The organism is Psychrobacter faecalis, assembly GCF_016107575.1.
Taxonomy (GTDB): domain Bacteria; phylum Pseudomonadota; class Gammaproteobacteria; order Pseudomonadales; family Moraxellaceae; genus Psychrobacter; species Psychrobacter faecalis.
Genome location: NZ_JABAST010000008.1, coordinates 18,307 through 43,631, shown reverse-complemented (window position 1 = coordinate 43,631; position 25,325 = coordinate 18,307). Strand labels below are relative to the sequence as shown.

Annotated in this window: 20 protein-coding genes and 2 tRNA genes; 14 read left to right on the top strand and 8 right to left on the bottom strand. The window is 45.2% G+C overall.

The window, feature by feature from the left end; translation table 11 throughout:
- Positions 1-56: 56 nt before the first annotated feature.
- The 3 genes from JFC07_RS04195 to rsmH all read right to left on the bottom strand — a co-directional run bounded on the left by JFC07_RS04195 (position 57) and on the right by rsmH (position 3,890).
- Positions 57-2,162, bottom strand: coding sequence for a peptidoglycan D,D-transpeptidase FtsI family protein (locus JFC07_RS04195; protein ID WP_198328238.1), 2,106 nt, complete (start codon positions 2,160-2,162; stop codon positions 57-59).
- A complete protein-coding gene (ftsL, locus tag JFC07_RS04190; RefSeq protein ID WP_068404308.1) occupies positions 2,159-2,629 on the bottom strand; it encodes a cell division protein FtsL in 471 nt (156 codons plus the stop codon). The genes JFC07_RS04195 and ftsL overlap by 4 nt, the downstream gene beginning before the upstream one ends.
- A 247-nt stretch (positions 2,630-2,876) precedes the next feature.
- The gene (gene rsmH / locus JFC07_RS04185) at positions 2,877-3,890 is read right to left on the bottom strand and encodes a 16S rRNA (cytosine(1402)-N(4))-methyltransferase RsmH (protein ID WP_227514924.1); all 1,014 of its coding nucleotides are present in this window, start codon (positions 3,888-3,890) and stop codon (positions 2,877-2,879) included.
- 426 nt (positions 3,891-4,316) lie between these two features.
- Here rsmH and gltX point away from each other — a divergent pair, with 426 nt between their 5' ends.
- The 5 genes from gltX to JFC07_RS04160 all read left to right on the top strand — a co-directional run bounded on the left by gltX (position 4,317) and on the right by JFC07_RS04160 (position 8,789).
- Positions 4,317-5,852, top strand: a complete 1,536-nt coding sequence (gene gltX, locus JFC07_RS04180) for a glutamate--tRNA ligase (protein WP_068404310.1) — start codon at positions 4,317-4,319, stop codon at positions 5,850-5,852.
- Between the two features lie 229 nt (positions 5,853-6,081).
- Positions 6,082-6,157: transfer RNA gene (locus JFC07_RS04175), tRNA-Ala, on the top strand.
- 164 nt (positions 6,158-6,321) lie between these two features.
- Positions 6,322-6,397: transfer RNA gene (locus JFC07_RS04170), tRNA-Glu, on the top strand.
- Positions 6,398-6,846: 449 nt separating this feature from the next.
- Positions 6,847-7,887, top strand: coding sequence for a hypothetical protein (locus JFC07_RS04165; protein ID WP_068404312.1), 1,041 nt, complete (start codon positions 6,847-6,849; stop codon positions 7,885-7,887).
- A 248-nt stretch (positions 7,888-8,135) separates the two neighbouring features.
- A complete protein-coding gene (locus JFC07_RS04160) occupies positions 8,136-8,789 on the top strand; it encodes a LysE family translocator (RefSeq protein ID WP_198328236.1) in 654 nt (217 codons plus the stop codon).
- 88 nt (positions 8,790-8,877) lie between these two features.
- On the opposite strand, the gene acnA is transcribed toward JFC07_RS04160, so the two are convergent.
- Both acnA and JFC07_RS04150 read right to left on the bottom strand, forming a co-directional pair.
- Positions 8,878-11,664 carry an aconitate hydratase AcnA gene (gene acnA, locus JFC07_RS04155; RefSeq protein ID WP_198328234.1) on the bottom strand — a complete coding sequence of 929 codons (2,787 nt, stop codon included), beginning with the start codon at positions 11,662-11,664 and terminating at the stop codon, positions 8,878-8,880.
- A 428-nt stretch (positions 11,665-12,092) separates the two neighbouring features.
- The gene (locus JFC07_RS04150; RefSeq protein ID WP_198328232.1) at positions 12,093-13,106 is read right to left on the bottom strand and encodes a DUF3025 domain-containing protein; all 1,014 of its coding nucleotides are present in this window, start codon (positions 13,104-13,106) and stop codon (positions 12,093-12,095) included.
- A 114-nt stretch (positions 13,107-13,220) separates the two neighbouring features.
- Between JFC07_RS04150 and JFC07_RS04145 the strand changes: the two genes are divergently transcribed.
- The gene (locus tag JFC07_RS04145) at positions 13,221-13,937 is read left to right on the top strand and encodes a metal-dependent hydrolase (RefSeq protein WP_068408001.1); all 717 of its coding nucleotides are present in this window, start codon (positions 13,221-13,223) and stop codon (positions 13,935-13,937) included.
- A 43-nt stretch (positions 13,938-13,980) separates the two neighbouring features.
- A complete protein-coding gene (locus JFC07_RS04140) occupies positions 13,981-14,544 on the top strand; it encodes a YchJ family protein (protein ID WP_198328230.1) in 564 nt (187 codons plus the stop codon).
- Between the two features lie 34 nt (positions 14,545-14,578).
- Here JFC07_RS04140 and JFC07_RS04135 read toward each other — a convergent pair whose 3' ends face one another.
- The 3 genes from JFC07_RS04135 to JFC07_RS04125 are packed head-to-tail and all read right to left on the bottom strand — an operon-like array spanning position 14,579 to position 17,033.
- Positions 14,579-15,487 (bottom strand): class II glutamine amidotransferase, encoded by a 909-nt coding sequence (locus JFC07_RS04135; RefSeq protein ID WP_068407998.1) that lies wholly within the window; start codon positions 15,485-15,487, stop codon positions 14,579-14,581.
- A complete protein-coding gene (locus JFC07_RS04130; protein WP_227514998.1) occupies positions 15,488-15,796 on the bottom strand; it encodes a hypothetical protein in 309 nt (102 codons plus the stop codon).
- A 49-nt stretch (positions 15,797-15,845) separates the two neighbouring features.
- Positions 15,846-17,033 carry a homoserine kinase gene (locus JFC07_RS04125; protein ID WP_068407996.1) on the bottom strand — a complete coding sequence of 396 codons (1,188 nt, stop codon included), beginning with the start codon at positions 17,031-17,033 and terminating at the stop codon, positions 15,846-15,848.
- 187 nt (positions 17,034-17,220) lie between these two features.
- Between JFC07_RS04125 and hisF the strand changes: the two genes are divergently transcribed.
- From hisF to glmS, 7 genes are all read left to right on the top strand, one after another.
- Positions 17,221-18,003, top strand: a complete 783-nt coding sequence (hisF, locus tag JFC07_RS04120; protein ID WP_068407994.1) for an imidazole glycerol phosphate synthase subunit HisF — start codon at positions 17,221-17,223, stop codon at positions 18,001-18,003.
- A gap of 146 nt (positions 18,004-18,149) precedes the next feature.
- Positions 18,150-18,680, top strand: coding sequence for a 6,7-dimethyl-8-ribityllumazine synthase (ribH, locus tag JFC07_RS04115; protein WP_068407989.1), 531 nt, complete (start codon positions 18,150-18,152; stop codon positions 18,678-18,680).
- Positions 18,681-18,959: 279 nt separating this feature from the next.
- Complete coding sequence (gene nusB / locus JFC07_RS04110) at positions 18,960-19,979, top strand: transcription antitermination factor NusB (protein WP_198328229.1); 1,020 nt, start codon at positions 18,960-18,962, stop codon at positions 19,977-19,979.
- Between the two features lie 2 nt (positions 19,980-19,981).
- Positions 19,982-21,022, top strand: a complete 1,041-nt coding sequence (thiL, locus tag JFC07_RS04105) for a thiamine-phosphate kinase (protein WP_068407983.1) — start codon at positions 19,982-19,984, stop codon at positions 21,020-21,022.
- A gap of 3 nt (positions 21,023-21,025) precedes the next feature.
- Complete coding sequence (locus tag JFC07_RS04100) at positions 21,026-21,616, top strand: phosphatidylglycerophosphatase A family protein (RefSeq protein ID WP_068407981.1); 591 nt, start codon at positions 21,026-21,028, stop codon at positions 21,614-21,616.
- Positions 21,617-21,869: 253 nt separating this feature from the next.
- Positions 21,870-23,246, top strand: coding sequence for a bifunctional UDP-N-acetylglucosamine diphosphorylase/glucosamine-1-phosphate N-acetyltransferase GlmU (glmU, locus tag JFC07_RS04095; protein ID WP_068407979.1), 1,377 nt, complete (start codon positions 21,870-21,872; stop codon positions 23,244-23,246).
- Positions 23,247-23,411: 165 nt separating this feature from the next.
- Positions 23,412-25,256 (top strand): glutamine--fructose-6-phosphate transaminase (isomerizing), encoded by a 1,845-nt coding sequence (glmS, locus tag JFC07_RS04090; protein WP_068407978.1) that lies wholly within the window; start codon positions 23,412-23,414, stop codon positions 25,254-25,256.
- Positions 25,257-25,325: the final 69 nt, after the last annotated feature.

Below are 25,325 nucleotides of genomic sequence, written 5' to 3'. Positions count from 1 at the left end.
TGGAGCTTAGTCATGGAAATTAGTCATAAAACTTAACCATGGAACTTACTTTTTAGCTACGGCTCTTCGGTTTTTAATGGCTTATCTAACGGCACATTATATAAACGCAGCGCCTCTTTCATGACGTTATGAAAGACAGGCGCTACCGTTAAGCCAGCATAAATCTGACCGCGTGGGTCTTCGATAAGCATCACCCCGACCAGCTTAGGATTGGACGCTGGCGCCATACCGGCAAAAACGTTACGGTACTGGTCGCTATAGTAGCCGCCTTTTGGGTTGATACGGCGTGAGGTACCTGTTTTACCCGCCACACGATAGCCATCAATAGCCGCGGCTTTGGCGGTACCGCCCGGCTCGGTGACACTTTCTAGCATCTGTACGATAGACATAGCTTGTTCGTGCGCCATGATACGTTTGCTGGGCTGTTTTTTGTCGTCTTTAATTAAGGTTAATGGATGCATCACCCCGCCAGCGGCAAGCGCCGAATACGCTTGTGCGACCTGCGCTAAGGTCACTTGTAGACCATAACCATAACTGACCGTTGCTCGTCTTGACGTTTCTTTTTCTTTTGGCGTGACCACAAGTCCACTGCCCTCACCGGGGAATTGCAGCGGAGTTTTTGCCCCGAAGCCAAACTGTCTTTGCATATTGGTAATGGCATCAGGCGGCAAGGATAACGCAATCTTGGTTGAGGCGACGTTACTAGATTTTTGTAGCAATGTCGCAAGCGTAATGCGTCCCAAGTTATTGTGGTCACGAATGGTATAACCACGCACACGAATAGAGCCTGGATTGGTATCAATCAATGAGGTCGTCGTGTATTTACCGGAATCCAATGCGGCTGCCACGGTAAATGGCTTCATGACCGAACCCGGCTCAAAGACGTCGAGCAACGCACGGTTACGCTGGTTTTCACCCGTCATCTCGTTCAGATTATTAGAGTTAAAGGATGGCCACGTCGATAGCGCTAGCACTTCGCCCGTTTGCACATCAACAATCATACCGGTCGACCAGCGCGCTTTTTGCAGGCGACCGGCTTTTTCAAGCTCTTTATAAAGCAAGTACTGTAAGCGCGAATCAATCGTTAAGGCGACATCTTTACCCGGTACTTCTGGCTCGACTTGCTTGATTTCTTTTAAGCTGTTTTGCTTGGCGTCTTTTAATACCAGCACCTTACCGTCTTCACCCGCCAGCGCCGTTTCATACTGACGCTCAATACCAGCACGGCCTTCATAACCGCCTTCAGGATCATTGGCGTTCTGCCCCATAAAACCTAATAGCTGCGAGTTTGGTTGCGGCTGCGGATAATAGCGCTGAAAGAAGTTTTTCTCATAGACACCCGGGAAATCGAGCGAGCTGACGCTTTGGGCAATCTCAGGCGTGACTTTATTAAGGAGTGGCAGATAATGTGAACCTGCGCCCGATGGCAACGCCGCCTTCACCGCTTCTTCATCGGTGACGTCAATACTGTCATCGATAGCTGTGACTTTTTTCAGCTCAGTAACTGAGATATTGGCCGCTGCTGCAAGCGTGGTTAAATCCATATTATCTAAACGCTTTTGCATACGCGCGACAAGCTGCGGACTTTCAGGATTGGTCAATATAATACGTTTCAGCTCATAATATTCGCGCGCATAATCGTGCGGGCTAAACGACACGGTCGCAAGCGGCGCACTGACGGCTAAAGGCAAATCATTACGATCGGTAATCATGCCGCGATAGGATTTTTGCGTACGCACGCTGGTAATCAGCTCATTGCCTTTATCTTGATAAAACTGCGCATTGGCGACTTGTAAATAATAAGCACGGCCAATTAATAAGCCTAAAATGACTAACGATATTGCCCAAATCGTGCGAAAGCGGTTTTTGTCTAGCTCAACACCGCCGCGCGACGATGCCCCAGAGGCTTTACCCAAAAAGGCTCTTTTGCTTTTTTGGGTTTTTACACTGGTATAAGCGCCCTGCTCTTCGTTCTTTTTTAGGCGGCTAAATAGCTTAGCTTTGCGGTTATCGGCCGCTTTATTGTCAGCTTTGCCGCTTGTTTGTCCAGATTTGGCAACACTGGCACGGCGTAGCGGCTTAGTGACTTTGCCGCTGGCGGATTTTTTGCTGTTATTTTTGGCCGCTTTATCGTTTTTGGCAGTGGGCTTTTTATCAGTCATCGTCCTGCCTCCGCAGCGTTAGCATCTGCCTCAAAAAAATCTGTTTCATTGGCAGCGGCAGCATCTGTGCCATCGTCCTCGAGCACTGGCGCGACGGCAACTGCCGCACCCGGCTGAATAATCAGCTTATCTTTAAGGGTTGGCGAAAACATACCCAATTCAGCAACGGCGCGACTGGCAATTTGCGGGGTCGCACTAAAGGTTTGCTGTTCAATCAATAGACGTTGGTGCTCAACTTGTAGCTTACGCTCTTGTTTTTTCATGTCTTGCAAGGTTTTATAATCCTGATGATATTGCTGCACGCCCTCTGCCGTCTTGATGCCGCTCCAGATAATAGCCGCCGCCAGTAACACTAATATGACCACGTATATACTGACTACGTTAAATCGGCGCACGAATAATTCGCCAACATCAGTATTAGGAGGCATTGCGGCGCGGCGGTTTACAGGTTTGTCAGATATTGCCATGACGATCTCAAAAAAGTGAACTTCAAAATAAAAAAAGCGCTAAGATTTGCGAGTGAACACACCCTCATGAGCCATCAGCACCATCAATAAAAATAACTACCAATAAAATCAATAAACACATAACCAAGCAAAAAGTAACTGCTGAGCCTAGCAGAGAATGTTTACAGCTTTTTAACAGCCGCGTAATCATTAAAACATTCAGTCATATTTTACCCACATAACTGAATAGCAAGTTTTAAGACTTAGCTTAAGAATTATCATCTGCTTTATAATCCGTATCGCTACGAGTCGCCATGCGCAGCCACGCACTACGCGCGCGCGGATTATTGCTTATCTCAGCCTGACTGGGGCCAACACGTTTTGGTTTACTAAAATAACGCGGACGCTTGGGCGGCATCGGCAAGTTTTCATCTTCTGGATACTGACCTTTGCTATGGCGCTGCAAAAATTGCTTGATACGGCGATCTTCCAACGAGTGAAAACTAATCACCGCCAGCTGTCCGCCCGACTTTAAAATCGGAATACTTTGTGCTAAAAAGTCGTCGACATCACCAAGCTCATTATTGATAAAAATGCGCATGGCCTGAAAGCTTTGAGTCGCTGGGTGCTTACCGCGCTGCCAATTTGGATGCGCTGCTTTGATCACTTCTGCCAGCGCAAGCGTCGACTCATAACTGTCCATCTGCTTAATCGCACGAGCAATACGGCGGCTATGACGCTCTTCGCCAAACTCATAAAGCACATTGGCCAAGGTTTCATCATCGACCATCTCGAGCCACTCGGCAACCGACTGTCCGCGACTGGTGTCCATGCGCATATCGACCGCACCATCGCGCATAAAACTAAAACCACGGCTACCGTCATCAATCTGCGGCGAGGAAATACCCAAATCCGCCATTAAGCCGTCCACTTTTGTGATACCCATTGCCGCTAGGCTATCGGTCAAGGTTGCAAAGCTATCATGCACCACTTTGACGCGGCTATCAGACTTTGCTAATTCTTGCGCAACGCTAATGGCTGTTGGGTCTTTATCAAACACAATCAAGGTTGCATCATCGGCAAGCTGGCTTAATAGCAGGCGGCTATGCCCGCCGCGCCCAAAAGTTGCATCCACATAAATGCCACTTTTTTGTAAGCTATTCTGACGGCTGTCATCTGTTTGTTTGGGCAGCGATTTGACACCCAATACCGCCGCCACCGTTTCTTGTAGTAGCACGGCGTCATGAACAAAATTTAATTCATCAGCACCTGCTTGCTCTATGACGGGCTCTTGAGCAGAATCGTTTTCAACAATAGACGAATTGACTTCTGACTCAGAACTATCAATGACTGAAGAAGGGGTTTCTTTAGAATTTAACGTGTTTTTTGACTTTGGATTCGATATGGACACAAACGACTCAGTAGATGATGACCTTTTTGGCCAGTAATAGTAAAAAATAAGATGAAAATAAACAAGTTATGACTCACCTAGCATTATTATCGCAAGGATATACGGCGAGTCAAGCGCTAGAGAGGCTTTTCGTTAAAAATATCTCAGCTCTCTGTTATACTAGGGCTATATTTTACGCTATTTTTCTACTGTGACGGCGACTGTTTCACCCGTATTTTTTATACAATCTCCTTATTCGCCTTGAGCTTTAACTTTTCTCACCATTTTATTCATTCACTAGCATATTCTGAGATTTTTATGACCCAAACATCATCCCAAGCCAACCTTGATAGCAAGCGTCCTATTCGTACGCGTATTGCGCCCTCACCGACTGGTTTTCCGCATGTCGGCACCGCTTATATCGCCCTATTTAATTTAGCCTTTGCCAAAGCCCACGGCGGCGAGTTTATTTTACGTATTGAAGATACCGATCAAACGCGCTCAACCGAGCAATCTGAACAAATGATTTTGGATGCGCTGCGTTGGGTCGGTCTTGACTGGGCAGAAGGTCCAGATATCGGCGGTCCGCACGCACCGTATCGTCAAAGCGAGCGTAGTGATATTTATAAAAAACATGCCGAGCAGCTGATAGCAAGCGATCATGCGTTTCGCTGTTTTTGTACCCCTGAAGAGCTTGATACCATGCGCGCTGAGCAAATGGCCAATGGCGAAACGCCGCGCTATGACGGTCGCTGCGCACATTTAGCACCAGAGAAAACCGCGCAATTAGTCGCTGAATGCAAACCGCACGTTATTCGTATGCGCGTGCCAACCGAAGGCGTCTGCCAAATACATGACATGCTACGCGGTACGGTTGAGATTCCATGGACGCAAGTCGATATGCAAGTGCTGCTAAAAACTGACGGTATGCCAACCTATCATTTGGCCAACGTCGTCGACGACCATTTGATGGAAATCAGTCATGTTATGCGCGGTGAAGAATGGCTCAACTCTGCACCGAAGCATCAGCTGCTTTATGAGTATTTTGGTTGGGAGATGCCCGTTCTTTGTCATATGCCATTATTGCGTAACCCTGATAAATCAAAGCTGTCAAAACGTAAAAACCCAACCTCTATTACCTACTATCGTGATGCCGGCGTGTTACCAGAAGCGCTGCTCAACTACCTTGGCCGTATGGGCTACTCAATGCCTGACGAAGCGGAAAAGTTCACCTTGGATGAGATGATTGCCAGCTTTGATATTCAGCGTGTGTCGCTTGGCGGTCCTATTTTCGATATCGAAAAACTCAACTGGCTAAATGCGGAATGGCTACGTGCGCTTAGCCCTGAAGAGCTTAAAAACAAAATCCTCGACTGGGCAAGTGACAGCGATAAACTAACCGCGATTGCCGCCGCAATTCAACCACGTATTGAACTGCTGTCTGATGCGGTTAACTGGGGCGGCTTTTATTTTCAAAACCTGCCTGCTATCACCGCTGAAAGCTTTACCCATAAGTCGCTGACGCCTGAACAAATTACCGAGATGCTACAACTGGCGCTTTGGCAGCTAGAAACCTTGCCGACGTGGACGGAAGAAAATATTTATGCCACGCTAAAAGGCCTTGCTGCTCATCTTGATATTAAAATGCGTGACTTTATGGCGCCGTTCTTTATCGCTATCGCTGGTAGCACCTCATCGACGCCAGTCATGAACTCTATGGCGATTATCGGCGCTGATATGACCCTGACCCGTTTACGCCATGCGGTTGATGTACTGGGTGGCCTTGGCAAAAAGAAACTGAAAAAACTTGAGAAACAAGCGGCAGAGTTGCCAGACTTCTTGGCGGCTGAATAGTTTGGCTGCTAAATAACCTTGTACTGGTTAATTAAGAGTAGAATGGATAATTAATAAAAAAGGGTCAGGCTAATACTGACCCTTTTTTTATATTAATCTCCGTACTTAAATGCCCAGAATTAGCCATTTAAATACTTTTACTAACTTTTTTTGCAAATTTATGCATTATTTTTAAAATAGCGGTTGACAAGACTGCTGGTCTTACCTAAAATACGCACACTCTTAGCGAGGGGCTATAGCTCAGTTGGTAGAGCACTTGCATGGCATGCAAGGGGTCAACGGTTCGACTCCGTTTAGCTCCACCATACTATTTATCGCAACGTTCAGTTTACTGAAACCTGAATAAATACTCGCTAGTAGGACGATATCAGCACCTAGGCAAGGCTTGCTCTATTAATAGATAAGCACTCTGATATTGTGAAGTACCGTTGTAATGCTATTGTAAAATAGTGGTTATGACACTCTATGCGTCCCCATCGTCTAGAGGCCTAGGACACCGCCCTTTCACGGCGGTAACGGGGGTTCGAATCCCCCTGGGGACGCCACTATTCGGCGTCACTTATTAGCACTTTTGCTTAGTACCTTTAAGTATTAGATTAGACTAATAAGCGCACAATAAAAAAGCCCAGTCATCATATGGTGACTGGGCTTTTTTTGTCTGTATTTTTTGTCGCCTATTTTAAAAAATCATTACGAGACAAATATTAATTGCTTAATTCTTTCTTACTTACACTTACATTTCGTTGATTTTGTCACTTATTTTAACATTCTAATACACATTCCTCATGCTTTTCTACTTAACAGTATTATTAATAAGTCTTTCTATTCCTTATGCTTATATTATGTTCACAACCTTTAATTGATGGCAAAAAACAATAAACGATAAATATCAATCAATGGTTGTGAATTTAAGTACGTGTACAACTGCTCTAAGCATAGAGTGAAAACTATAAATACCCATACAAAATTAGGAAATTTTAAAAAAGGAATGGTTATGTTAACTACTTATACTCCTCAAAGACGCCCCTCCTGGCGCGGTGTACTTGCCGGTTTGGTCATGGGATTGATTATCGTGATGGCAATGGTTGCCTTGGCTTTAGTGCTAAGCTCATTTTTACCGTTTGATTTAAAAGGTACCAGTATCGCGGGCGGTATATATGCGGTTATTACCGCTTTGATCAGTGCTTTTGTAGCAGGTCACTTTGCAATTAAATTCTCAGCGCCAGAAGCATTATTTGGTGATGGTACCGATGTAGATCCAAGAGATGCTACCTTAACGGGTATGCTAACCGCCGCTTTGATTGTACTGTTTACTACTTTTTTTACATTAAGTAGCGCAACTGGGATTTTAACCACAGCTGGTAATGCGGTAGGTTCTACCGTTGGTACGGTCGCTAAAACGGCTGCCACAACAGCGACCGTCGGTGCAGCCGCTGCTGGTCAAGCCGCACAAAACGACGGCGTACAGCAAAAAGCGCAGGAGATTTATCAGCGCGTTTCAGGAGATATCAGTGAAGAAGATATCCAAGCAATGGTAGCAAAAAATACGCAAAACTTAAGCGAACAGCAAGTCGCAGCAACCAGTCGTGTGGTTAAAGATTTGGTCAATGGTACTAAGACACAAGTAGCCAATATGGACTTTACCGATATCGACACGTGGCGCAATATTGATGACTATGCAAAACAGCGTATGGCAGCAATCGAGCAGACCTTAAAAGGTCCTGAGCTCATCACCCGTTTGCAACAAGAAGGTCTAACAGAAGCGCAAGCTATCGAAGTTCGTACCGAGGTTCAGCAGTCATTTAACGAATATAAAATAAAAACTGAGCAAAATATCGCTGAAGCAAAAGCAGCCGCTGAACAAAAATTACAACAAGCGGAAGAGGTTGCTCGTAAAGCAGCTTTATATAGTGGTCTATTTTGGTTAATCAGCACTATCTTAACTTTTATCGCTGCTATTATGGGCGCAAGAAGTGCAGCAGCCAACCATCGTTTAGACAAGCCTATCGTTACTCTTGGTGATAACGTTCGCTAAAAGGCCAAATGAACTAAAATAAGTAAGGAACAATATACTTATTAAACTTTGTCAAAAAGCCCAGTCACACTATATCGTGATTGGGCTTTTTTTCGCCTAGCGTTTTTTATTGGCAACACGTTTTATTGATACCATTTTTTATTAATAACACTTTAAGTCTGAAAGAATAGAACTTGAAAAACTAGACATTTCGCCGCGCACAAGCCTATACTAAGAGCCTCTCCTATTATCTAAAAGGCACGTTGGCGATGTTCGGTATTGAGAATTACCTAGGGTTTGTCATGGCAGCCATCTTGTTAAACCTGATCCCTGGCAGCGATAGCATGTATATCGTTACCCGCAGTATTTCACAGGGGCAAACGGCGGGTTTTTATTCCGTGCTCGGTATTATCTCAGGGATTTTAGTGCATACGTTATTGGCGGCGCTGGGCTTATCCGTCTTATTGGCCAACTCCCCTACTGCATTTATGGTCGTTAAATATATTGGTGCCAGCTACCTATGCTATTTAGGCCTAAAGATGCTGCTAACGAAACCAGATGCTTTAATGGCCGATAATTTATCCAGCCATGATCATCCTACTCGTACTAGTTTTTTAGATTATGGACAAATCTATAAACAGGGCGTGCTTACCAATACCTTTAATCCAAAAGTCGCATTATTCTTTTTGGCGTTCTTCCCGCAATTTATCAATCCTAATTATGCCAATAGCATGGTGTCGTTCATCATTTTAGGATTGACCTTTGCCGTCACTGGTTTTATATGGTGTTTATGTTTGGCATTACTGGCGTCAAAATTCAGTGAAAAGCTGCGAGAGAATCCAACTATCGAATCTATTTTAAATAAAATTAGTGGTGTGGTGTTTATTGGCTTGGGGATTAAACTGTTGACTGAGAAGGGTTAAAGGTAAAAATAACGAATTAAAAAGCATTGCGCATAAAAAAGCCCAGTTATCACGACTGGGCTTTTCTTATTCTCACTTTAATTAAATATTACGCTGCGTTTTTACTCTCAGCTGCCAATTGACGTAGTACATAGTGCAATACGCCGCCATGACGCACGTATTCGCGCTCTTTTGGCGTCTGTAGCATGACGTTTACCTCAAAGGTTTCAGTTGAACCATCAGCACGGGTCGCCGTCACTGTTGCGGTTTTACTTTCGCCATTATCAAGGCCTGTGATACTTAGTACTTCAGAACCGTCTAGGTGATAAGTATCGGCGTTTTCATCACCTTTAAAGGTTAATGGCAACACGCCCATACCGACTAGGTTTGAGCGGTGAATACGCTCAAACGAGCTGGTCAATACCGCTTTTACGCCGAGCAAAATCGTACCCTTCGCGGCCCAGTCACGGCTAGAACCAGAGCCATACTCTGCACCGCCAAGTACCACAAGTGGGCGCTGATCTTCTTTATACTTCATCGCCGCGTCATAGATGGCCATTTCTTCGCCGTCTTGAAGCGTGGCGTTGTCGCCTTTAAAGTAGTAAGTATAGCCGCCTTCTTTACCGCCCATCATCTGGTTTTTGATACGGATATTGGCAAAAGTACCGCGGGTCATGACCGCATCGTTACCACGGCGTGAGCCATAACTATTAAAGTCGGCTGGCATCACACCGCGCTCTTGCAAGTACTTACCCGCAGGAGAATTAGCATCGATATTACCAGCTGGCGAGATATGGTCAGTGGTGATTGAATCGCCAAATAGACCCAAGATACGCGCGCCTTCGATATCAGGAATGCCTTCTGGCTCCATGGTCATGCCATCAAAGAACGGTGGGTTTTTGATATAAGTAGACTTCTCGCTCCATGGATACAGCTGACTATCGGCTGAGCTAATGGCGTTCCATGCAGCACTACCGTCAAACACTTCGCCGTAGTTTTTACGGAACATATCGGCGTCGATATTATTGGCAATTAGTTCATTAATTTCATCGGACGTTGGCCAAATATCCTTTAGGTAGACATCGTTACCGTCTTGGTCTTGTCCTAGCGGATGGGTGGTCAAGTCAATATCGACCGTCCCTGCCAGCGCATAAGCAACCACCAGCGGTGGCGACGCCAAGTAACTGGCCTTGACGTGCGAGTGAATACGCCCTTCAAAGTTACGGTTACCCGATAACACCGCAGCGGCAACCAAATCGTTTTCTTTGATACCTTGTTCAATCGACTCTAAGAGTGGGCCTGAGTTACCGATACATGTCGTACAACCATAACCAACCAAATAGAAGCCTGTTTTCTCTAGCTCATCCATCAGTTTGGTTTTTTCAAGATAATCGGTAACAACTTTTGAGCCTGGTGCCAATGAGGTTTTTACCCAAGGCTTGGCTTTTAAACCTTTGGCAGCGGCTTTTTTCGCCACCAAACCAGCGCCAATCATCACCGCAGGGTTTGAGGTGTTGGTACAAGAGGTAATCGCGGCGATAACCACCGAACCATCACGCAGTTTGTGGCTCTTATCATCGATATTAACGTCAGAGAAGACATTAGGCTTGGCATACAGTCTATCGGCTTGCTCTTGCTGCGCACCTTCTTGGTCAAAGCGCACTTTACCATCAATTTCTGACTTACGGTCTTTGGTCATTTTCTCTAGCGTTTCGCCAAACTTCTCATGCATATCAGACAAATTGATACGCTGCTGCGGCAAGTTCGGACCGGCAAGGGCTGGTTTCACCGATGATAAGTCCAGCTCAAGCTTACTTGAATATGTCGCAGCCGGCGTATCGGCATCATGCCATAAGCCTTGCGCTTTGGCATATTTTTCAACCAGCTCAATCTGACTTTCTTCACGACCTGACAGACGCAGATAATCAATAGCCATTTGGTCAATCGGGAAAATACCACAGGTTGCGCCGTATTCTGGTGACATGTTGGCAATGGTTGCACGGTCAGCGAGTGGCATACTGTGTAAGCCTTCGCCGTAAAATTCGACGAATTTACCTACCACACCGTGAGCGCGTAACATCTCAACGACGCGTAGTACCAAATCCGTTGCGGTCACGCCTTCGGTCAATTTGCCTTTGAGCTCAAAACCGACCACTTGTGGAATGAGCATTGAGGATGGCTGACCAAGCATCGCCGCTTCCGCTTCGATACCACCAACACCCCAACCAAGTACGCCAATACCATTAATCATGGTGGTGTGACTGTCTGTACCAAATACCGTATCTGGATACGCGGTCAGCTCTCCGTCTACTTCAGCAGCCATTACTACACGCGCTAAATATTCTAAGTTAACCTGATGCACAATACCGGTTGCTGGTGGCACAACGACAAAGTTTTTAAAGGCGTTTTTGCCCCAATGTAAAAACTCATAACGCTCGTTATTACGCTTAAATTCAATTTTCTCGTTTAAGTCTAGTGCATCTTCGCGGCCATAAGCGTCGACCTGTACAGAGTGGTCAACGACCAATTCACTTGGGATAAAGGGGTTAATCTGCTCAGCACGACCGCCAAGCTCAACCACCGCATCACGCATCGCTGCCAAATCCACCACTGATGGTACACCGGTAAAATCTTGCAGGACGACACGCGCTGGCATAAAGGCGATTTCTTTTGACGCTTCTGCCCCAGCGTCCCAATTGGCAACGGCTTCGATGTGGTTTTTGCCGACAGATTGCCCGTCGTCTTCATTACGCAGTAGGTTTTCTAAGACGATTTTCATGCAAAATGGCAGTTTGCTGATGTTCTCGTAAGTGTCAGTCAGCTTTGGCAAGCTATAATAAACGTGCTCCTTGCCAGCGACGTCAATCGTATCTTTTACATTAAAAATATCACTCATGGTAGCTTCCTTATCGTTGTTATAGATCCTAAGCATAAATCCTTATGCCATTAATACGACTGTGAATGCATGGCAATTTATGCTGATAACTGGTGGCTTATTTCTTCTTAATTTAAATGAATGTGCTTAAATCGAATGGCGACAACTATTTTTTAATAAACGCTCGTTTTTAACAAGTGCTAAGTACAATAGTTAACGGTGCTTTTATTTGAATAAATATTTATTGATAACGGTGAGGTGAACGAAATCGCCGTTAACAAAAGATATATGCATCTGTTTAGCGTTTAACTGTAACGTCCTTTTACCATAACAAATAAGCAGCACTTTGTTAACGACTAGATGGTGTTGAATCGTGGCACAATCGTAACCACGACAATGCTTTAGCAGTTAAAATTCAACGTTTACCGGACAAGGTGTGCCCATATCTTTTAACTTTGACTACGACGACCGCTCCGAAAGACTTGGCTGTCCTCATAAAAGCTCGGCTGGACATTTTCTGCCCAATAGTGTGGCACGCCCAAAATGGGCAATGGCGACAGTTTGCGCGGGGAAACATCTGGCTCTGATAATAACGCGTCCATATAATCGGCCACTTTTTGATCCAAATGATTGATACGCTCAGATAGCGACAAGGTAAAAAAATCTTGCGTGACATTTATCACGATACTATGGGCGCATAATGCTTTGCGTGGGTGCAGTAGCTTCTCTAACAGTGCATGACCAAAAATATAAACTGCTGCCTGAGCTTGTTTATTAAGTTGCTTTGGCTCGTCCCATTTGTCACGTGGTGCAACCAAACTTTCCTGCCAATCAAAATCAACCAATGCCTTACCGATACTAGACTCAGCGGTGACCAATATCGCGCCATTTTCATCAAAAACGGTAATGGTATCGCGGACACGGCCGCGACTGGCGCCAATACCTTGCTCCTTAATCTCAAGCATATGATAATAATTGAGCAGCGCTTTGGTCTTTGGAAAGGTGAGCCAAATACTACCGTTAAATAAATCATGCAAATTATCACGGGTCGGGATATTACCGGTGGTGCCGATAAAGCGCTCGTACGCTTCGCCTTCTGGCAGCTCATTTTGTGAAACGAATTTTAAGGTTTGGGCTTGATTGTTTAGCGCAGGTTTGGTTTGCGGTAATGACTGTTGTAAGGCGTCAGCATGCTTCTGTAATGCGGTATTCAAAACCTTGGCGATGATATCAGGCGTATGTTCGAGTTTGTCTGTCTGAGCAGGGTCATTTTTTAAGCCTCTTAGCTGGCTGATGCTTTTACTTATATAGCCTAACTGGTTTAAGTGACACAGCCACGACGCTTGCCAATCAATAGCAGCAAAGCTGTCATCAAGCGTGCTGGCGTATGCAGACGGGTTATTAATAGATGCATCAAAAGCAGTATTTCGATAAGGCTTGGCAGGTAAATCAGTGGCGGTCATATTGATTATCTCTATTAGACGACTGGCGTGGCTATGGTATCATGGAGCGCTTTTTTACAGCTAGACAAGCCGCTCGAAATACAGATTTCGTGCGCTATTTATTGATGAGTTTTTATGGCAAATTTTAACACCCACTTAAATGTTGCATTCATGGCAAGTGGTACGATGAGTCTTGCGGTTTATAAAGCAGGCTTGATTGATGATTCAGGGTTTTTGATGTGCGTGGCACTCGGCACTATCGGTGGGCTGCTGCCTGATTTGGATTCTGATAACTCGACGCCGATTAAGCTTGGGTTTAATATTACCTCGTTTATTTTTGCCTTTGGTCTGGTCATGCATTGGCGCAGTGAGCTGAGTTTACTGGCGCTGATAGCTTTATGGTTGGCGGGCTACGGCTTTATGCGTTATGTGGTATTTTCAATTTTTACCAATATGACCGTACACCGCGGCGTCATTCATTCGGTGCCCTACATGGCCATACTAGGGCTTGGAATGACCTACGTCAGCTACGATATTTTAGCCTTACCGCTAACTGTCAGTTGGTTTTATGGCTTGTTTTTATTCGGCGGCGCCATGGTACATTTGGCATTGGATGAGCTATATAGTGTGAATTTGTCCAATATGAAAATGAAGCGCTCATCGGGTACAGCGATGAAGTTTTATCAGCATAAAGATAAATGGTGGTATCTGCTCCTGTACGTCATCCTTGCGCTCTTGGTCTATTTTGCGCCGCCATTTGCTGAGTTTTGGCAGCAGCTGCGTGACCCCGAACCTTGGGCAAAGCTTAAACTGGGACTATGGCCAGAATTGATAAAAAACTGGCTCAATTAAAATTTATAGAACCGTTAAAAAATGAATAATACATGAGTAAATAATGTCAATTTCCCTACCAATCTGCCCTTGCCAAATTAACCCAGCCTCAAATGCTATTGGCGTACCGCTACTTTATCAAGATTGCTGCCAGCCTTATCATGACGGGCTTTTAAATAACGAAGCTGATAAAATTGACGGTGCAAAGCCAGACTCTGCTGAGCGTCTAATGCGGTCGCGTTATAGCGCCTTTGTCTTAGTTAAACCAGAATATATCGTCAAAACCACTTTGCCTGCGCAGCAAAATTTACTAGATATTCAGGCGATTGAGTCTTGGGCAAAAGAGACAGATTGGGCAGGATTAGAAATCATTACGCATACGCCAAAGCTAGGTAAACGCCATGCGCAAGTTGAGTTTAAGGCTTACTTTAATATCTCTGATAATAAAGATGACGGCATACAGGCGCATCATGAATTATCTGCCTTTGTAAAAGTAACAGACAAAGCGAACAACGATGCGCGTTGGTATTTCCTCGACCCGAGTGTTTCTATGACTGTCACGCAAAAACAGCCGTGTATTTGTGGCTCAGGTGAAAAATTTAAGCGCTGTTGTGGCGCTTATATCTAACTGATATTTAATCAACGTTAAATACTTGCCACTCCTAAACACTCGCTCCAACCGCGCGTGCTACCGCAATTCCTTCTTCAATGGTTAAAAACTTACGCTGACTTGGACTGTCTTTATAAATAACATCACCTTCTTGGAATATTAAGCACTCATTGACCGCCAACTGTTGCCATTTTTCATTTTCAGTCAATGGCACGGTGACCAATATCGTCACTTTGTCGCTGTCGGTAGTCACATCACCAAAGTTAATGGCCAAATCATCATCTGCTAATTTTGCTTCGCCAAACGGTGCTTTGCGCGTGAGATAAAACAATAAGCTACCAGCATAAGCCAGCTGCCACCGACCGTTTGAGATTAGGCAATTAAACAAACCGTTGGCAGAAAGGTAGCGACATTGGGTGGTTAAAAAATTAAACAGCGTTTGATCATCTGGGCGGGTTTTAAAGCTGCTTTTTAGGCGATTGACCAAATAGCAAAACGCCATTTCAGAATCGGTGTTACCAACTGGCTGACAATGTGAGGCATTGCCATTGTCTTGCAGGCGCTGACAGCGTTTGATAAATTCGCTATTCATCTGCCCGTTATGGGCAAAAACCCACTGCTCGCCCCACACTTCGCGGACGAAAGGATGGGTATTGGCTAAGCAGTTCTGCCCTTGAGTTGCTTTACGGATATGGGCAATGACATTCATCGCTTTAATCGGATAATTATTCACCAAGTCGGCAACAGGTGATAAATGGCTTGGGCGATTGTCATGAAACAGTCGCAAACCAGTCGAAGCATTGGCTGTTTTATCATTATTGGCACATTCACTGCGCTCAAAAAACGCAATACCAAAGCCATCTTCATGACTGTCGGTCATGCCGCCGCGACGACGAAATCCTGCAAAGCTAAAGCCAATATCGGTTGGGGTATTACAGTTCATTCCTAAGAGTTGACACATTTATACTTCACCGCCGTTGTTGTCTTTTGCAGAATTTAAAGGAGGGTTTAGAGTAGCTTCTGATACTTCATCAAACATCTCATAAGGCGTGGCCCCATCGGTGTCAATATTCGCCAAAATACGCTGCGCATGCGCCAAATCTGTATCTTGTATCCACAGCACTATCCCAGAATTCATACCGGGCATGGCACTCAGCGGTTGCAGTGACACCGTAATGCCATTGTTACGCAGCAGATTGGCATGCAGCTCGCCTTGCATATTGGTATCGTAGCGCGCCAGTTTGTGCCAGTTATCAACTTGATCGGTCATGGGATTTGCCTTTATGGTTTTGATACAGGAATGGTCGAAAAATAACAATCTATGCCAATTGGTCGAGCGTATATTCTTTGATTGCAAAATCACTGCTATTACTTAATTTATCACGTGCTTGCTCAGCTTGGGTGATATTGCTAAAAATACCGATTATCTGAGTGCTTTTTTGCATCGCCGATTCATTATCTAACAATACAAAGACCGTATTTTGTTCTTTTTCAACATGTGACCAATGATAAGCCGCCAAGCGTTTCATCAGGTCAGGATTTTTGACCATGATGTTATCACCAGTCCGACCTTCGGTACGGTTATAGTGGATAACGTTTAAACGTAATAGCCAAAAAATCACCGCCGCCTTGGCGAGCATCACTGGTAAAGCGCGTTTTTCATCTTCGCCAAGCGCACGTTTCGACTCATAGCCTTGCAAAAAAGCCGCCATTTTACTGCGGTCAAAATTGACGGTTTCGCCTTGCTCGGCATCGCCCCACGTCGTACAAAAATCATTAATGGTAATGGCAATATCCATCACATAATGCTCAACGCTGACTTCGGTAAAGTCTAGCAATCCCGTTAAACGCGCTGCGCCTTTTTGGCTATTATTTAACGATAAGTCCCATAAGGTATTATCAGCGAACATGTCTAAATGACATAAGCCTTTTGGCAACGTCGCAAGCGGCAAATCTGAGTAAGCGCGCCAAATATCGCTCATGAGCTTGGCTTCGTCACCGGGCATAAACTGCATTTCACGGTCGCGTACTTCCGCCCATGGGTATAAAGGCACGCCATATTCTTCCGCAGGTTGCAGTGCTTGTAAGGTCTCATGCAGCATGGCTAAAGCGGCGCCAATCTCATAACACATCGCTTGCGTGGTTTGCTGTGGATGCGCGCCAGCCAAACAAGGTACGAGGGTAATTGCTTTATTATCATAGCGTATGACATAGCGTTTTTCTGCGCTATCAGCGCCTAAATCAAGCAATGCTAACGGCGCCGCTACTGGCAATTTACCATCCAATTGATTGAGGATAACCGCCATTTTTTCGATGTCTTCTGGTGGACGCTCTTCAAATAAGGTAAATACATAAGAGTGCGCGCCATCTACATCGTCAGTCGTCTGAATAAACCAGTTAGAGTTTTTGATACCTTGGGTAATCGGAATGGCACGCGCAAATGAGACGCCAAAACGCTGGCAAAAAGCGGCAAACTGGTCATCGGTTAACTGGGTATAGACGGACATGACATCTCACTTATGGCAATTAAAAGAAGGTAAATAGGATAAATATCGACGGTAATGACAGTGATTGTACCGCGCATGAGCAAACTTTGGTTAAAAGCATAATAATCTTGCGAAAAGCTGCCTGATATGGCGGCGATTTTGCTAGACTAGCGCTTACGGATAAATTGATTATAAGGTGAAAGACCCTATGTTAGCAAAGCGTATCATCCCTTGTTTGGATGTGGATAATGGCCGTGTGGTCAAAGGCGTGCAATTTGTCGATATTAAAGACGCCGGCGACCCTGTCGAAGTCGCTAAGCGCTATAACGAGCAAGGTGCTGATGAGATTACTTTTTTAGACATTACCGCGACCAATGATGATCGCGATACCACTTATCATACCGTTGAGCGTATGGCTGAAACCGTGTTTGTACCGCTCACAGTTGGTGGCGGTGTGCGTAAAATCGCTGATATTCGTAATTTGCTCAATGCAGGCGCGGATAAAGTAGCGATTAATTCAGCAGCGGTATTTACCCCTGAGTTCGTTGGGGAGGCGGCACAGAAATTTGGTAATCAATGTATCGTCGTGGCTATCGATGCCAAACGCGTTGCAGATATAATGGTTGATGGCATCATCATGCCGCGTTGGGAAATCTTTACTCACGGCGGGCGTAAACCAACCGGTATTGATGCCGTGGCTTGGGCAAGTAAAATGGCTGCTCTCGGCGCTGGCGAATTATTGGTGACCTCAATGGATGGTGATGGTACCAAAAAAGGCTATGATTTGGTCTTAATGCAGCAAATTACCAGCCGCGTAAATGTGCCGGTTATTGCTTCAGGCGGCGTTGGTAACTTGCAACATTTGGCCGAAGGCGTAATAGAAGGCGGCGTCGATGCCGTACTTGCGGCCAGTATTTTTCACTTTGGCGAATATACCGTGCAAGAGGCCAAAGCTTATATGGCCGCACAAGGCATACAGATGCGTCTTTAATCTTTAAGATTGCTAAAATATCAATGCCTGTGCAAAAAATGGTATCATAGCGCTACTTATTTATTTTTGTCAGTTAACTATTGAAAACAATCGAGATTTTACATAAAAATTTTGTTTTAAACGCTACTTACTCAAAGGATTTTCTTATGTCAAATTTACAACAGCAGCGCAATGATATTACCCATATCGATGGCAATTTACATCAAAACGAAGATGCGCGCATTGGTATCGTCGTCGGTCGTTTTAACGGTTTTGTCGTTGAGTCATTGGTAGATGGTGCAATCGATGCCCTACTGCGTCATGGCGTATTGGGTAGCAACATTACCGTGATTCGCGTACCGGGTGCGTTTGAGTTGCCACTCGTTGCTCAGCGCGCCGCTGAATCTGATCGCTTTGATGCCATCATTGCATTAGGCGCGATTATCCGTGGTAGTACGCCGCATTTTGATTTTGTCGCTAGCGAATCTGCCAAAGGTTTAAGCAGCGTTGCAATTGATTATAATATCCCTGTTGCTAATGGTGTATTAACCACTGACAGCATCGAGCAAGCGATTGAGCGCTCTGGTACCAAAGCCGGTAACAAAGGCTCAGAAGCGGCGATGGTGGTGCTTGAGATGCTAGCGGTTCTATCACAGCTAGATATTGCTGATGACTATGATAATAGTGATGACGCGTAATTAAGTCTTCATTTTATAAACGGTTATTTGTCATTTAAATGGCACTGCGGCTTATATCACCTTTGATATAGACCGCAGTGCCAATATGATAGTAAAAAGCACTATAAACAGTTCTATAAAACACCGTTTTAATATCCGACTGTCACAGCCTGCCAGTCGTCTACTATTTAACAACCTTTATACTATTTCTTACAACTTGCTGTCTTTGCCAAGCCTGTTATTTGCGCCAAGATAGATGTTTAAAATGATAGTTATTTAAAATTTAGGTATTGACCCCCTATGACTGACCAACTCAAGCGCGCCATTAACGCTGCACAAACCGCCCAAGCCAATGATGCACAAGCTGAAGCTACTCGTATCGCGAGCAGTAGTGCGGGTGAGCAAACCTTTGATATGAGTGAAACGACTTATAAGACTAGCCACACCGCTGTGCGTAAGGCTCGACGCTTTGCAATGCAAGGCCTATATGAGTGGTTGGTCACCGACCGCCGTTTTGATAAAGATGGTAAGCTTGGCTGGAAGGACAATGCGCCGCATGATATCGCTGCCCGTACGCGCGCGAGCAACGCCATGCATACCGTTCATATTGGCTACTATCATGAAATGATGCGCGATATTCCAGAGCAGATTGACGCTCTCGATGCGCTAATCAGTCGGCATCTTGATCGTGACATTGATAAATTGGACACTGTTGAACATGCTATTTTATTGATTGGGGCGTATGAGCTACAAAACCGCTTAGAGATTCCCTACAAAGTCGTGCTTGATGAAGCGATGAAGCTAAACAATCACTTTGGCGCTACTGACGCCCATAAATTAATTAATGCTGTCCTTGATAAAATGGCGATTGAATTGCGCGCGCTTGAAGTCGATGCCGATAGCAAAGCCAATCTGCGCACCTCACAAAAAGCGGCGACTCAAGCAAATGCTAAGCAGGCTGAAGTTCAATCTGCAGCTGTTGAAGAAGCTAGTCAAAGCACTGCTGAATCTGATATCGATAGTACGTCAACTGCAACTGCTTCAAACAAACCACGTATCAGTGCCAATAATGCCAGTGTTAAACGTAATAGCGCGAGTAAAGCGCTAGCGAATATTATGGACTATAAGATCAATAAGAAAAATGACGCCGCAAAAAATGAAGCGCCAAATAATATTGTTAATGACAAATCTGCAGAAGAAAGCGCTGTAGAAGAAAACACATCTACCAATGATGTTAGCTATGATGAGAATAGTGACGCAGCTGACGTAGGCTTACATGATTCAAACCTTGTTACTCCTAATGAAAACAATAAAGACTAGCCATGAACGAGTTTGAGCTGATTGAGCGTATATTTTCGCAAATGCAAGCTGCACCGTCATCGTCCAGCACTGCCGAAGCACGCAATGTCGAAAAAGGCATTGGCGATGATGCGGCAGTAATGAGCTTGCCTGTAGGTGCGCGCTTGGTTAGCTGTATTGATACCCTCGTTCAAGGGCGGCACTTTAGTGCTGATTGGAATGACGTAAACCAGTTAGCCTTTCAAATCGGCTATAAAGCGGTCGCGGTTAACGTTTCCGACATTGCCGCGATGGGCGCAACGCCGCATAGTATTCTATTGGCATTGGCCTTACCTGAGCGTTTGGCGAATGAGCAATGGCTGACTGAATTTGCTAAAGGTTTATTTCACGCCTGCCAGCTATTTGGTGTCACGCTTATTGGTGGTGATACCACGCGCAGTGATAACTTAGTGCTCAGTGTCAGCGCGCAAGGATTGCTTGATGCGGCTACGCCAGCTGTTTACCGCTCGGGCGCGCAAGTCGGCGATAAAATCTATGTTTCGGGGTCGCTTGGCGATGCTGCTTATGCGCTACAGCATCCTAATAATGCTATCGGTATTGAGCTTGCCCATCGGCTGCATATGCCAACGCCACGTATTGCCTTAGGGGCAGCAGTGGCGACAATTGGCGCAACTTCGATGATAGATATCTCTGATGGTCTGTATCAAGACCTTAGCCATATCTGTGAGCAAAGTATCATTGGTATGCGCATTCACCTTGAGCAGCTGCCTACCAGTAAAGCATTATCAAGCGTTGGTCTATCTGAGCGCTTATTATGTCAGTTGGCGGGCGGCGATGATTATGAGCTGGCTTTTACCTTGCCTGCCCATATCGAGCCACCGATTAATAATAATAGCGACACGCATGTCACCTGTATCGGTGAAGTCATAGCCGTAAATAAGACAGATGGTGCTAAAAATGTACAACCAGAGATTTTTTATCAAGGACAGCCAGTCACAGCGACGCATCCCGCCCCATTTCCTACTTGGCCCAATCTGACGGGTTACCAACATTTTGCAGGTTAACCCATGATTGATCACAACCTATCTAAGCCTGATATCCGACAAGCCAATGATTGCCCGCCTCTACCCGCCAATGCCAGTGCGCTTGATCGTTTGGTTTATTGGCTTGGTATCGGTCTAGGCAGCGGTCTGCCGCGCCGTGCACCCGGTACTTGGGGTACAGTTGGTGGATTAATAGTCGCTATACCGCTGCTTAGCTTAGGTTTTGTGCCGTTTTTGATGATTACTATTTTAGCTTGTTTCCTTGGTAATGCGATATGCGGTCGTACCTCAGAGCTGATGGGCGGTCACGATAATCCGCATATTGTTTGGGATGAGTGGGCTGGTATGTGGCTTACCCTACTGCCGCTGTCTTATATGGGTATCGCTAACGGCAGCTTTTGGCAAAATATCATCCAAATACCTACTATCGTAGCGATTATTATCGCCTTTATATTATTCCGCTTTTTTGACATTATTAAGCCGCCGCCGATTGGTTGGGCAGATAAAAAAGTCGCAGGCGGCCTCGGTATTATGCTCGATGATATTATTGCGGGAGTGATGGCAGCAGCCGTTTGGGTAATTATTTATACCTTTATCTTCTCTTTTACCTTTTAATCTTAAGCTTATCCTTTAAGCCTCAAATAAACGTTTTTACCATAAATACTTCTGCTTTATCGCCTTTTATATCGCTCACCTATTTAGCGGTTAGATTTTCTGAACGCCTGCTGTTTAATTTATATCTATAGACAGCTAATGTCATAATCAGTTTACAAAGATGTCACGACATAGCGTTTTGGTTAAATCGTAATTTGCGTTATAATTCAGAAGTATATTTTGTTACATTTGTAGGCTCTTTTTTAGGAATACTATGACAGCTCCTCTTTCAGTAATTATCCTCGCGGCTGGTAAAGGCACGCGTATGCAATCAGCCAAGCCAAAAGTGCTACAGACACTGGCTGGCAAGTCGTTACTCGGTCATGTGCTTGATACTTGTCATCAATTGACCGTTGATGACACCATCATCGTCCATGGTTTTGGCGGCGAGCAAGTGCAAGCAGATATTAATGAGCAATATGCGCATTTGCCGATTACGTGGGTTGCCCAGACTGAACAGTTAGGAACGGGCCATGCAGTAAAAGTCACCCTGTCCGAATTACCAAAAGAAGGCCAAAGTCTGATTCTCTATGGCGATGTGCCATTGGTCAGCTGCCAGACGTTAACAGCTTTAAAATCTGCCAATACTGACGGTATGTCAATGTTGACCTTGACGGTAGAAAATCCCTTTGGTCTCGGCCGTATCAAACGTGATAAAGACGGCAATATTGAAGCCATCGTTGAGCAAAAAGATGCCAGCGCCGATGAACAAAAAATCCAAGAGATTAATAGCGGTATTTACTGCGTTGATAATGCGTTATTGCATAAATATCTGCCGAAGCTGACTAACGACAATGCGCAAAAAGAATATTATCTCACCGATATCGTTAAAATGGCCGTCGCTGAAGGGATTAATATTGTCGCGATTGAGCCTGAGCATGGCTTTGAGATTGAAGGCGTCAATAACCGCCAGCAGCTTGCCAGCTTAGAGCGTACATGGCAAGGTAAGTTGGTTGCAGACTTACAAGAAGCTGGCGTGCAGTTTGCAGACCCTACTCGCGTCGATATTCGTGGTAGCTTGAGCGCAGGACAAGATGTATTCGTCGATGTGGGCGTGGTCTTTGAAGGTGATTGCGTCTTAGGCGATAACGTTTATATCGAAGCTGGCTGTGTGATTAAAAATGCGCACATTGGCAATGCCTGTCACCTAAAGCCGTACTGCGTCATTGACAGTGCTCAAATTGGAAACGGCGTCGATATTGGACCTTTCGCCCACTTGCGCCCTGATACTGTTTTGTCTAATAACAGTAAAGTAGGCAATTTTGTCGAGATTAAAAAATCGATTATCGGCCAAGGTAGCAAGGTCAATCATTTAAGTTATGTGGGTGATGCGACGGTTGGAACAAATGTCAATATCGGTGCGGGCGTGATTACCTGTAATTACGACGGCGTCAATAAATCGCAAACCATCATCGAAGACAATGCCTTTATCGGCTCTAACGCCAGCTTGGTTGCGCCAGTTACTATTGGTGATACCGCTACGGTTGCGGCAGGCTCAGTGATTACCAAAAACGTCGATGATAACGCCTTAGCCTTTGGACGTGCGCGCCAAACCCAGAAAGATGACTTTCAGCGTCCGACTAAAAAATAAAGGCGGCGCTGATAGTTAACTTGATAAAAATGATGGTAAGACCACTAAAGCAGTACGACAATGATTTGTGGTGCTGCTTATTTATATTTATAGATTAATGATTGTCCATGTATCAGTATCTTTCAAAATCACATGGTATGAGAACATAAAATTTAAGGAATAATTATGTGCGGAATCGTTGGAGCAGTTGCTGAGCGGAATATTGCCAATATCTTACTTGAAGGCCTTAAACGCCTAGAATACCGTGGTTATGACTCTGCTGGTCTGACGGTTATCCGTGATGGCGAGCTGCATCGTGAGCGCCAAGTGGGCAAAGTACAAGCGCTGGTCGATGCCGTCGCCGTCAATCCTGAATTTTTCGATGGTCATATCGGTATTGCACATACGCGCTGGGCCACGCATGGCGAACCTGCGCAGCGCAACGCTCATCCGCACGTATCTGGTAAAATTGCCGTGGTCCATAATGGTATCGTTGAGAACTATGCTGAGCTAAAAGAAGAGCTGATTGCTAAAGGCTACGAGTTTACCTCGCAAACTGATACCGAAGTCGTCGCCCATTTAATCAATGATATCTACAAAAATACGCCTGATTTACTGGAAGCTGTGCGTGCCGTTATTCCTTTATTACATGGCGCGTTTGCCCTTGGCATTTTGCACATTGATTGCCCAGACGAGCTGATTACCGTGCGTCTAGGTTCGCCTTTGGTCATCGGTGTAGGTATCGGTGAGAACTTTATTGCCTCTGATCAATTGGCGCTTTTGCCCGTGACCAATCGCTTTATGTATCTAGAAGAAGGCGATATCGCCAAATTAACCCGTAATAGTATTGAAGTTTATGCCGATGGCGTAAAAGTAAAACGTCAGATACATGAGATTGATGCCGCCCAGCATAATGCTGATAAAGGTGAATTTAAGCATTACATGCTTAAAGAAATCTATGAGCAGCCAGATGCAGTTGCCCGTACGATTGAGATGGCTTTAGATAGTGATGCGCCATCTAAGCTGCGCGATGACTTTTTGCAGCGTCATGAAGCACAGTTAAAAGGTATCAAGAACGTTCAAGTCATCGCTTGTGGGACCAGCTATCATTCAGGTTTGGTCGCGAAATATTGGTTTGAAAGCCTAACCCGTTTGCCGTGTTCGGTTGAGGTTGCTAGTGAGTTCCGCTACCGCAATCCAGTGGTCGTCGATGACACCTTGGTCATTTGCATCTCGCAATCGGGCGAAACGGCGGATACCTTATCGGCACTTCGTGATATTCAAAAGCACACGCCAGCAGGCCTCGTCAGCTTGGCTTTATGTAATGTACCGACCTCATCTTTGGTGCGTGAAACCGATATCTTTTTACCAACGCTTGCCGGCCCTGAGATTGGCGTTGCCTCGACCAAAGCCTTTACCACTCAGCTTGCCGCGTTGATGTTACTGGTGTTAAAAGTGGGTGTTGTACAAGCGCGTATGACAGGTGAAAAATTAACCACCTTGTTAGGCAAATTACAAGAGCTACGCGGGCAACTACATGCCAGCTTACAACTCGATGCGCCTATCAAAGTCATGAGTGAGCATTTTGAGTATAAGAAAAGCTGCTTATTCTTAGGTCGTGGCTTACAGTTTCCAATCGCCTTAGAAGGCGCGCTGAAACTAAAAGAAATCTCTTATATTCACGCAGAAGGCTATGCGGCAGGTGAGCTAAAGCACGGTCCATTGGCGTTGGTCGATAAAGACATGCCAATCGTGGTGCTCGCGCCAAAAGACAGTATGTTTGATAAGCTAAAAGCCAACATGCAAGAAGTACATGCGCGTCACGGTGAGCTGTTTGTATTTGCTAGTGAAGAAAGCAAGATGGTCGCAGAAGATAGAATGCACGTGGTTTATGTCCCCGAGGTTTGCGAGACGCTTGCCCCTATCGTTTATAGCGTACCTGTGCAACTGCTGTCTTATCATGTAGCAGTGATGCGTGGTACGGATGTCGATCAGCCACGTAATCTCGCAAAATCAGTCACGGTCGAGTAGGATAAGTGATTGATTCTGAAAGCTTTGTACGCGAGTAATAAAGTATCATACTAAGTAATAAAGATACAT

Excerpts from the sequence above, each read along its gene's own strand:
- JFC07_RS04195 (WP_198328238.1), bottom strand. The coding sequence starts at position 2,162 with ATGACTGATAAAAAGCCCACTGCCAAAAACGATAAAGCGGCCAAAAAT.
- ftsL (WP_068404308.1), bottom strand. The coding sequence starts at position 2,629 with ATGGCAATATCTGACAAACCTGTAAACCGCCGCGCCGCAATGCCTCCT.
- gltX (WP_068404310.1), top strand. The coding sequence starts at position 4,317 with ATGACCCAAACATCATCCCAAGCCAACCTTGATAGCAAGCGTCCTATT.
- JFC07_RS04165 (WP_068404312.1), top strand. The coding sequence starts at position 6,847 with ATGTTAACTACTTATACTCCTCAAAGACGCCCCTCCTGGCGCGGTGTA.
- JFC07_RS04160 (WP_198328236.1), top strand. The coding sequence starts at position 8,136 with ATGTTCGGTATTGAGAATTACCTAGGGTTTGTCATGGCAGCCATCTTG.
- acnA (WP_198328234.1), bottom strand. The coding sequence starts at position 11,664 with ATGAGTGATATTTTTAATGTAAAAGATACGATTGACGTCGCTGGCAAG.
- JFC07_RS04150 (WP_198328232.1), bottom strand. The coding sequence starts at position 13,106 with ATGACCGCCACTGATTTACCTGCCAAGCCTTATCGAAATACTGCTTTT.
- JFC07_RS04145 (WP_068408001.1), top strand. The coding sequence starts at position 13,221 with ATGGCAAATTTTAACACCCACTTAAATGTTGCATTCATGGCAAGTGGT.
- JFC07_RS04140 (WP_198328230.1), top strand. The coding sequence starts at position 13,981 with ATGTCAATTTCCCTACCAATCTGCCCTTGCCAAATTAACCCAGCCTCA.
- JFC07_RS04135 (WP_068407998.1), bottom strand. The coding sequence starts at position 15,487 with ATGTGTCAACTCTTAGGAATGAACTGTAATACCCCAACCGATATTGGC.
- JFC07_RS04130 (WP_227514998.1), bottom strand. The coding sequence starts at position 15,796 with ATGACCGATCAAGTTGATAACTGGCACAAACTGGCGCGCTACGATACC.
- JFC07_RS04125 (WP_068407996.1), bottom strand. The coding sequence starts at position 17,033 with ATGTCCGTCTATACCCAGTTAACCGATGACCAGTTTGCCGCTTTTTGC.
- hisF (WP_068407994.1), top strand. The coding sequence starts at position 17,221 with ATGTTAGCAAAGCGTATCATCCCTTGTTTGGATGTGGATAATGGCCGT.
- ribH (WP_068407989.1), top strand. The coding sequence starts at position 18,150 with ATGTCAAATTTACAACAGCAGCGCAATGATATTACCCATATCGATGGC.
- nusB (WP_198328229.1), top strand. The coding sequence starts at position 18,960 with ATGACTGACCAACTCAAGCGCGCCATTAACGCTGCACAAACCGCCCAA.
- thiL (WP_068407983.1), top strand. The coding sequence starts at position 19,982 with ATGAACGAGTTTGAGCTGATTGAGCGTATATTTTCGCAAATGCAAGCT.
- JFC07_RS04100 (WP_068407981.1), top strand. The coding sequence starts at position 21,026 with ATGATTGATCACAACCTATCTAAGCCTGATATCCGACAAGCCAATGAT.
- glmU (WP_068407979.1), top strand. The coding sequence starts at position 21,870 with ATGACAGCTCCTCTTTCAGTAATTATCCTCGCGGCTGGTAAAGGCACG.
- glmS (WP_068407978.1), top strand. The coding sequence starts at position 23,412 with ATGTGCGGAATCGTTGGAGCAGTTGCTGAGCGGAATATTGCCAATATC.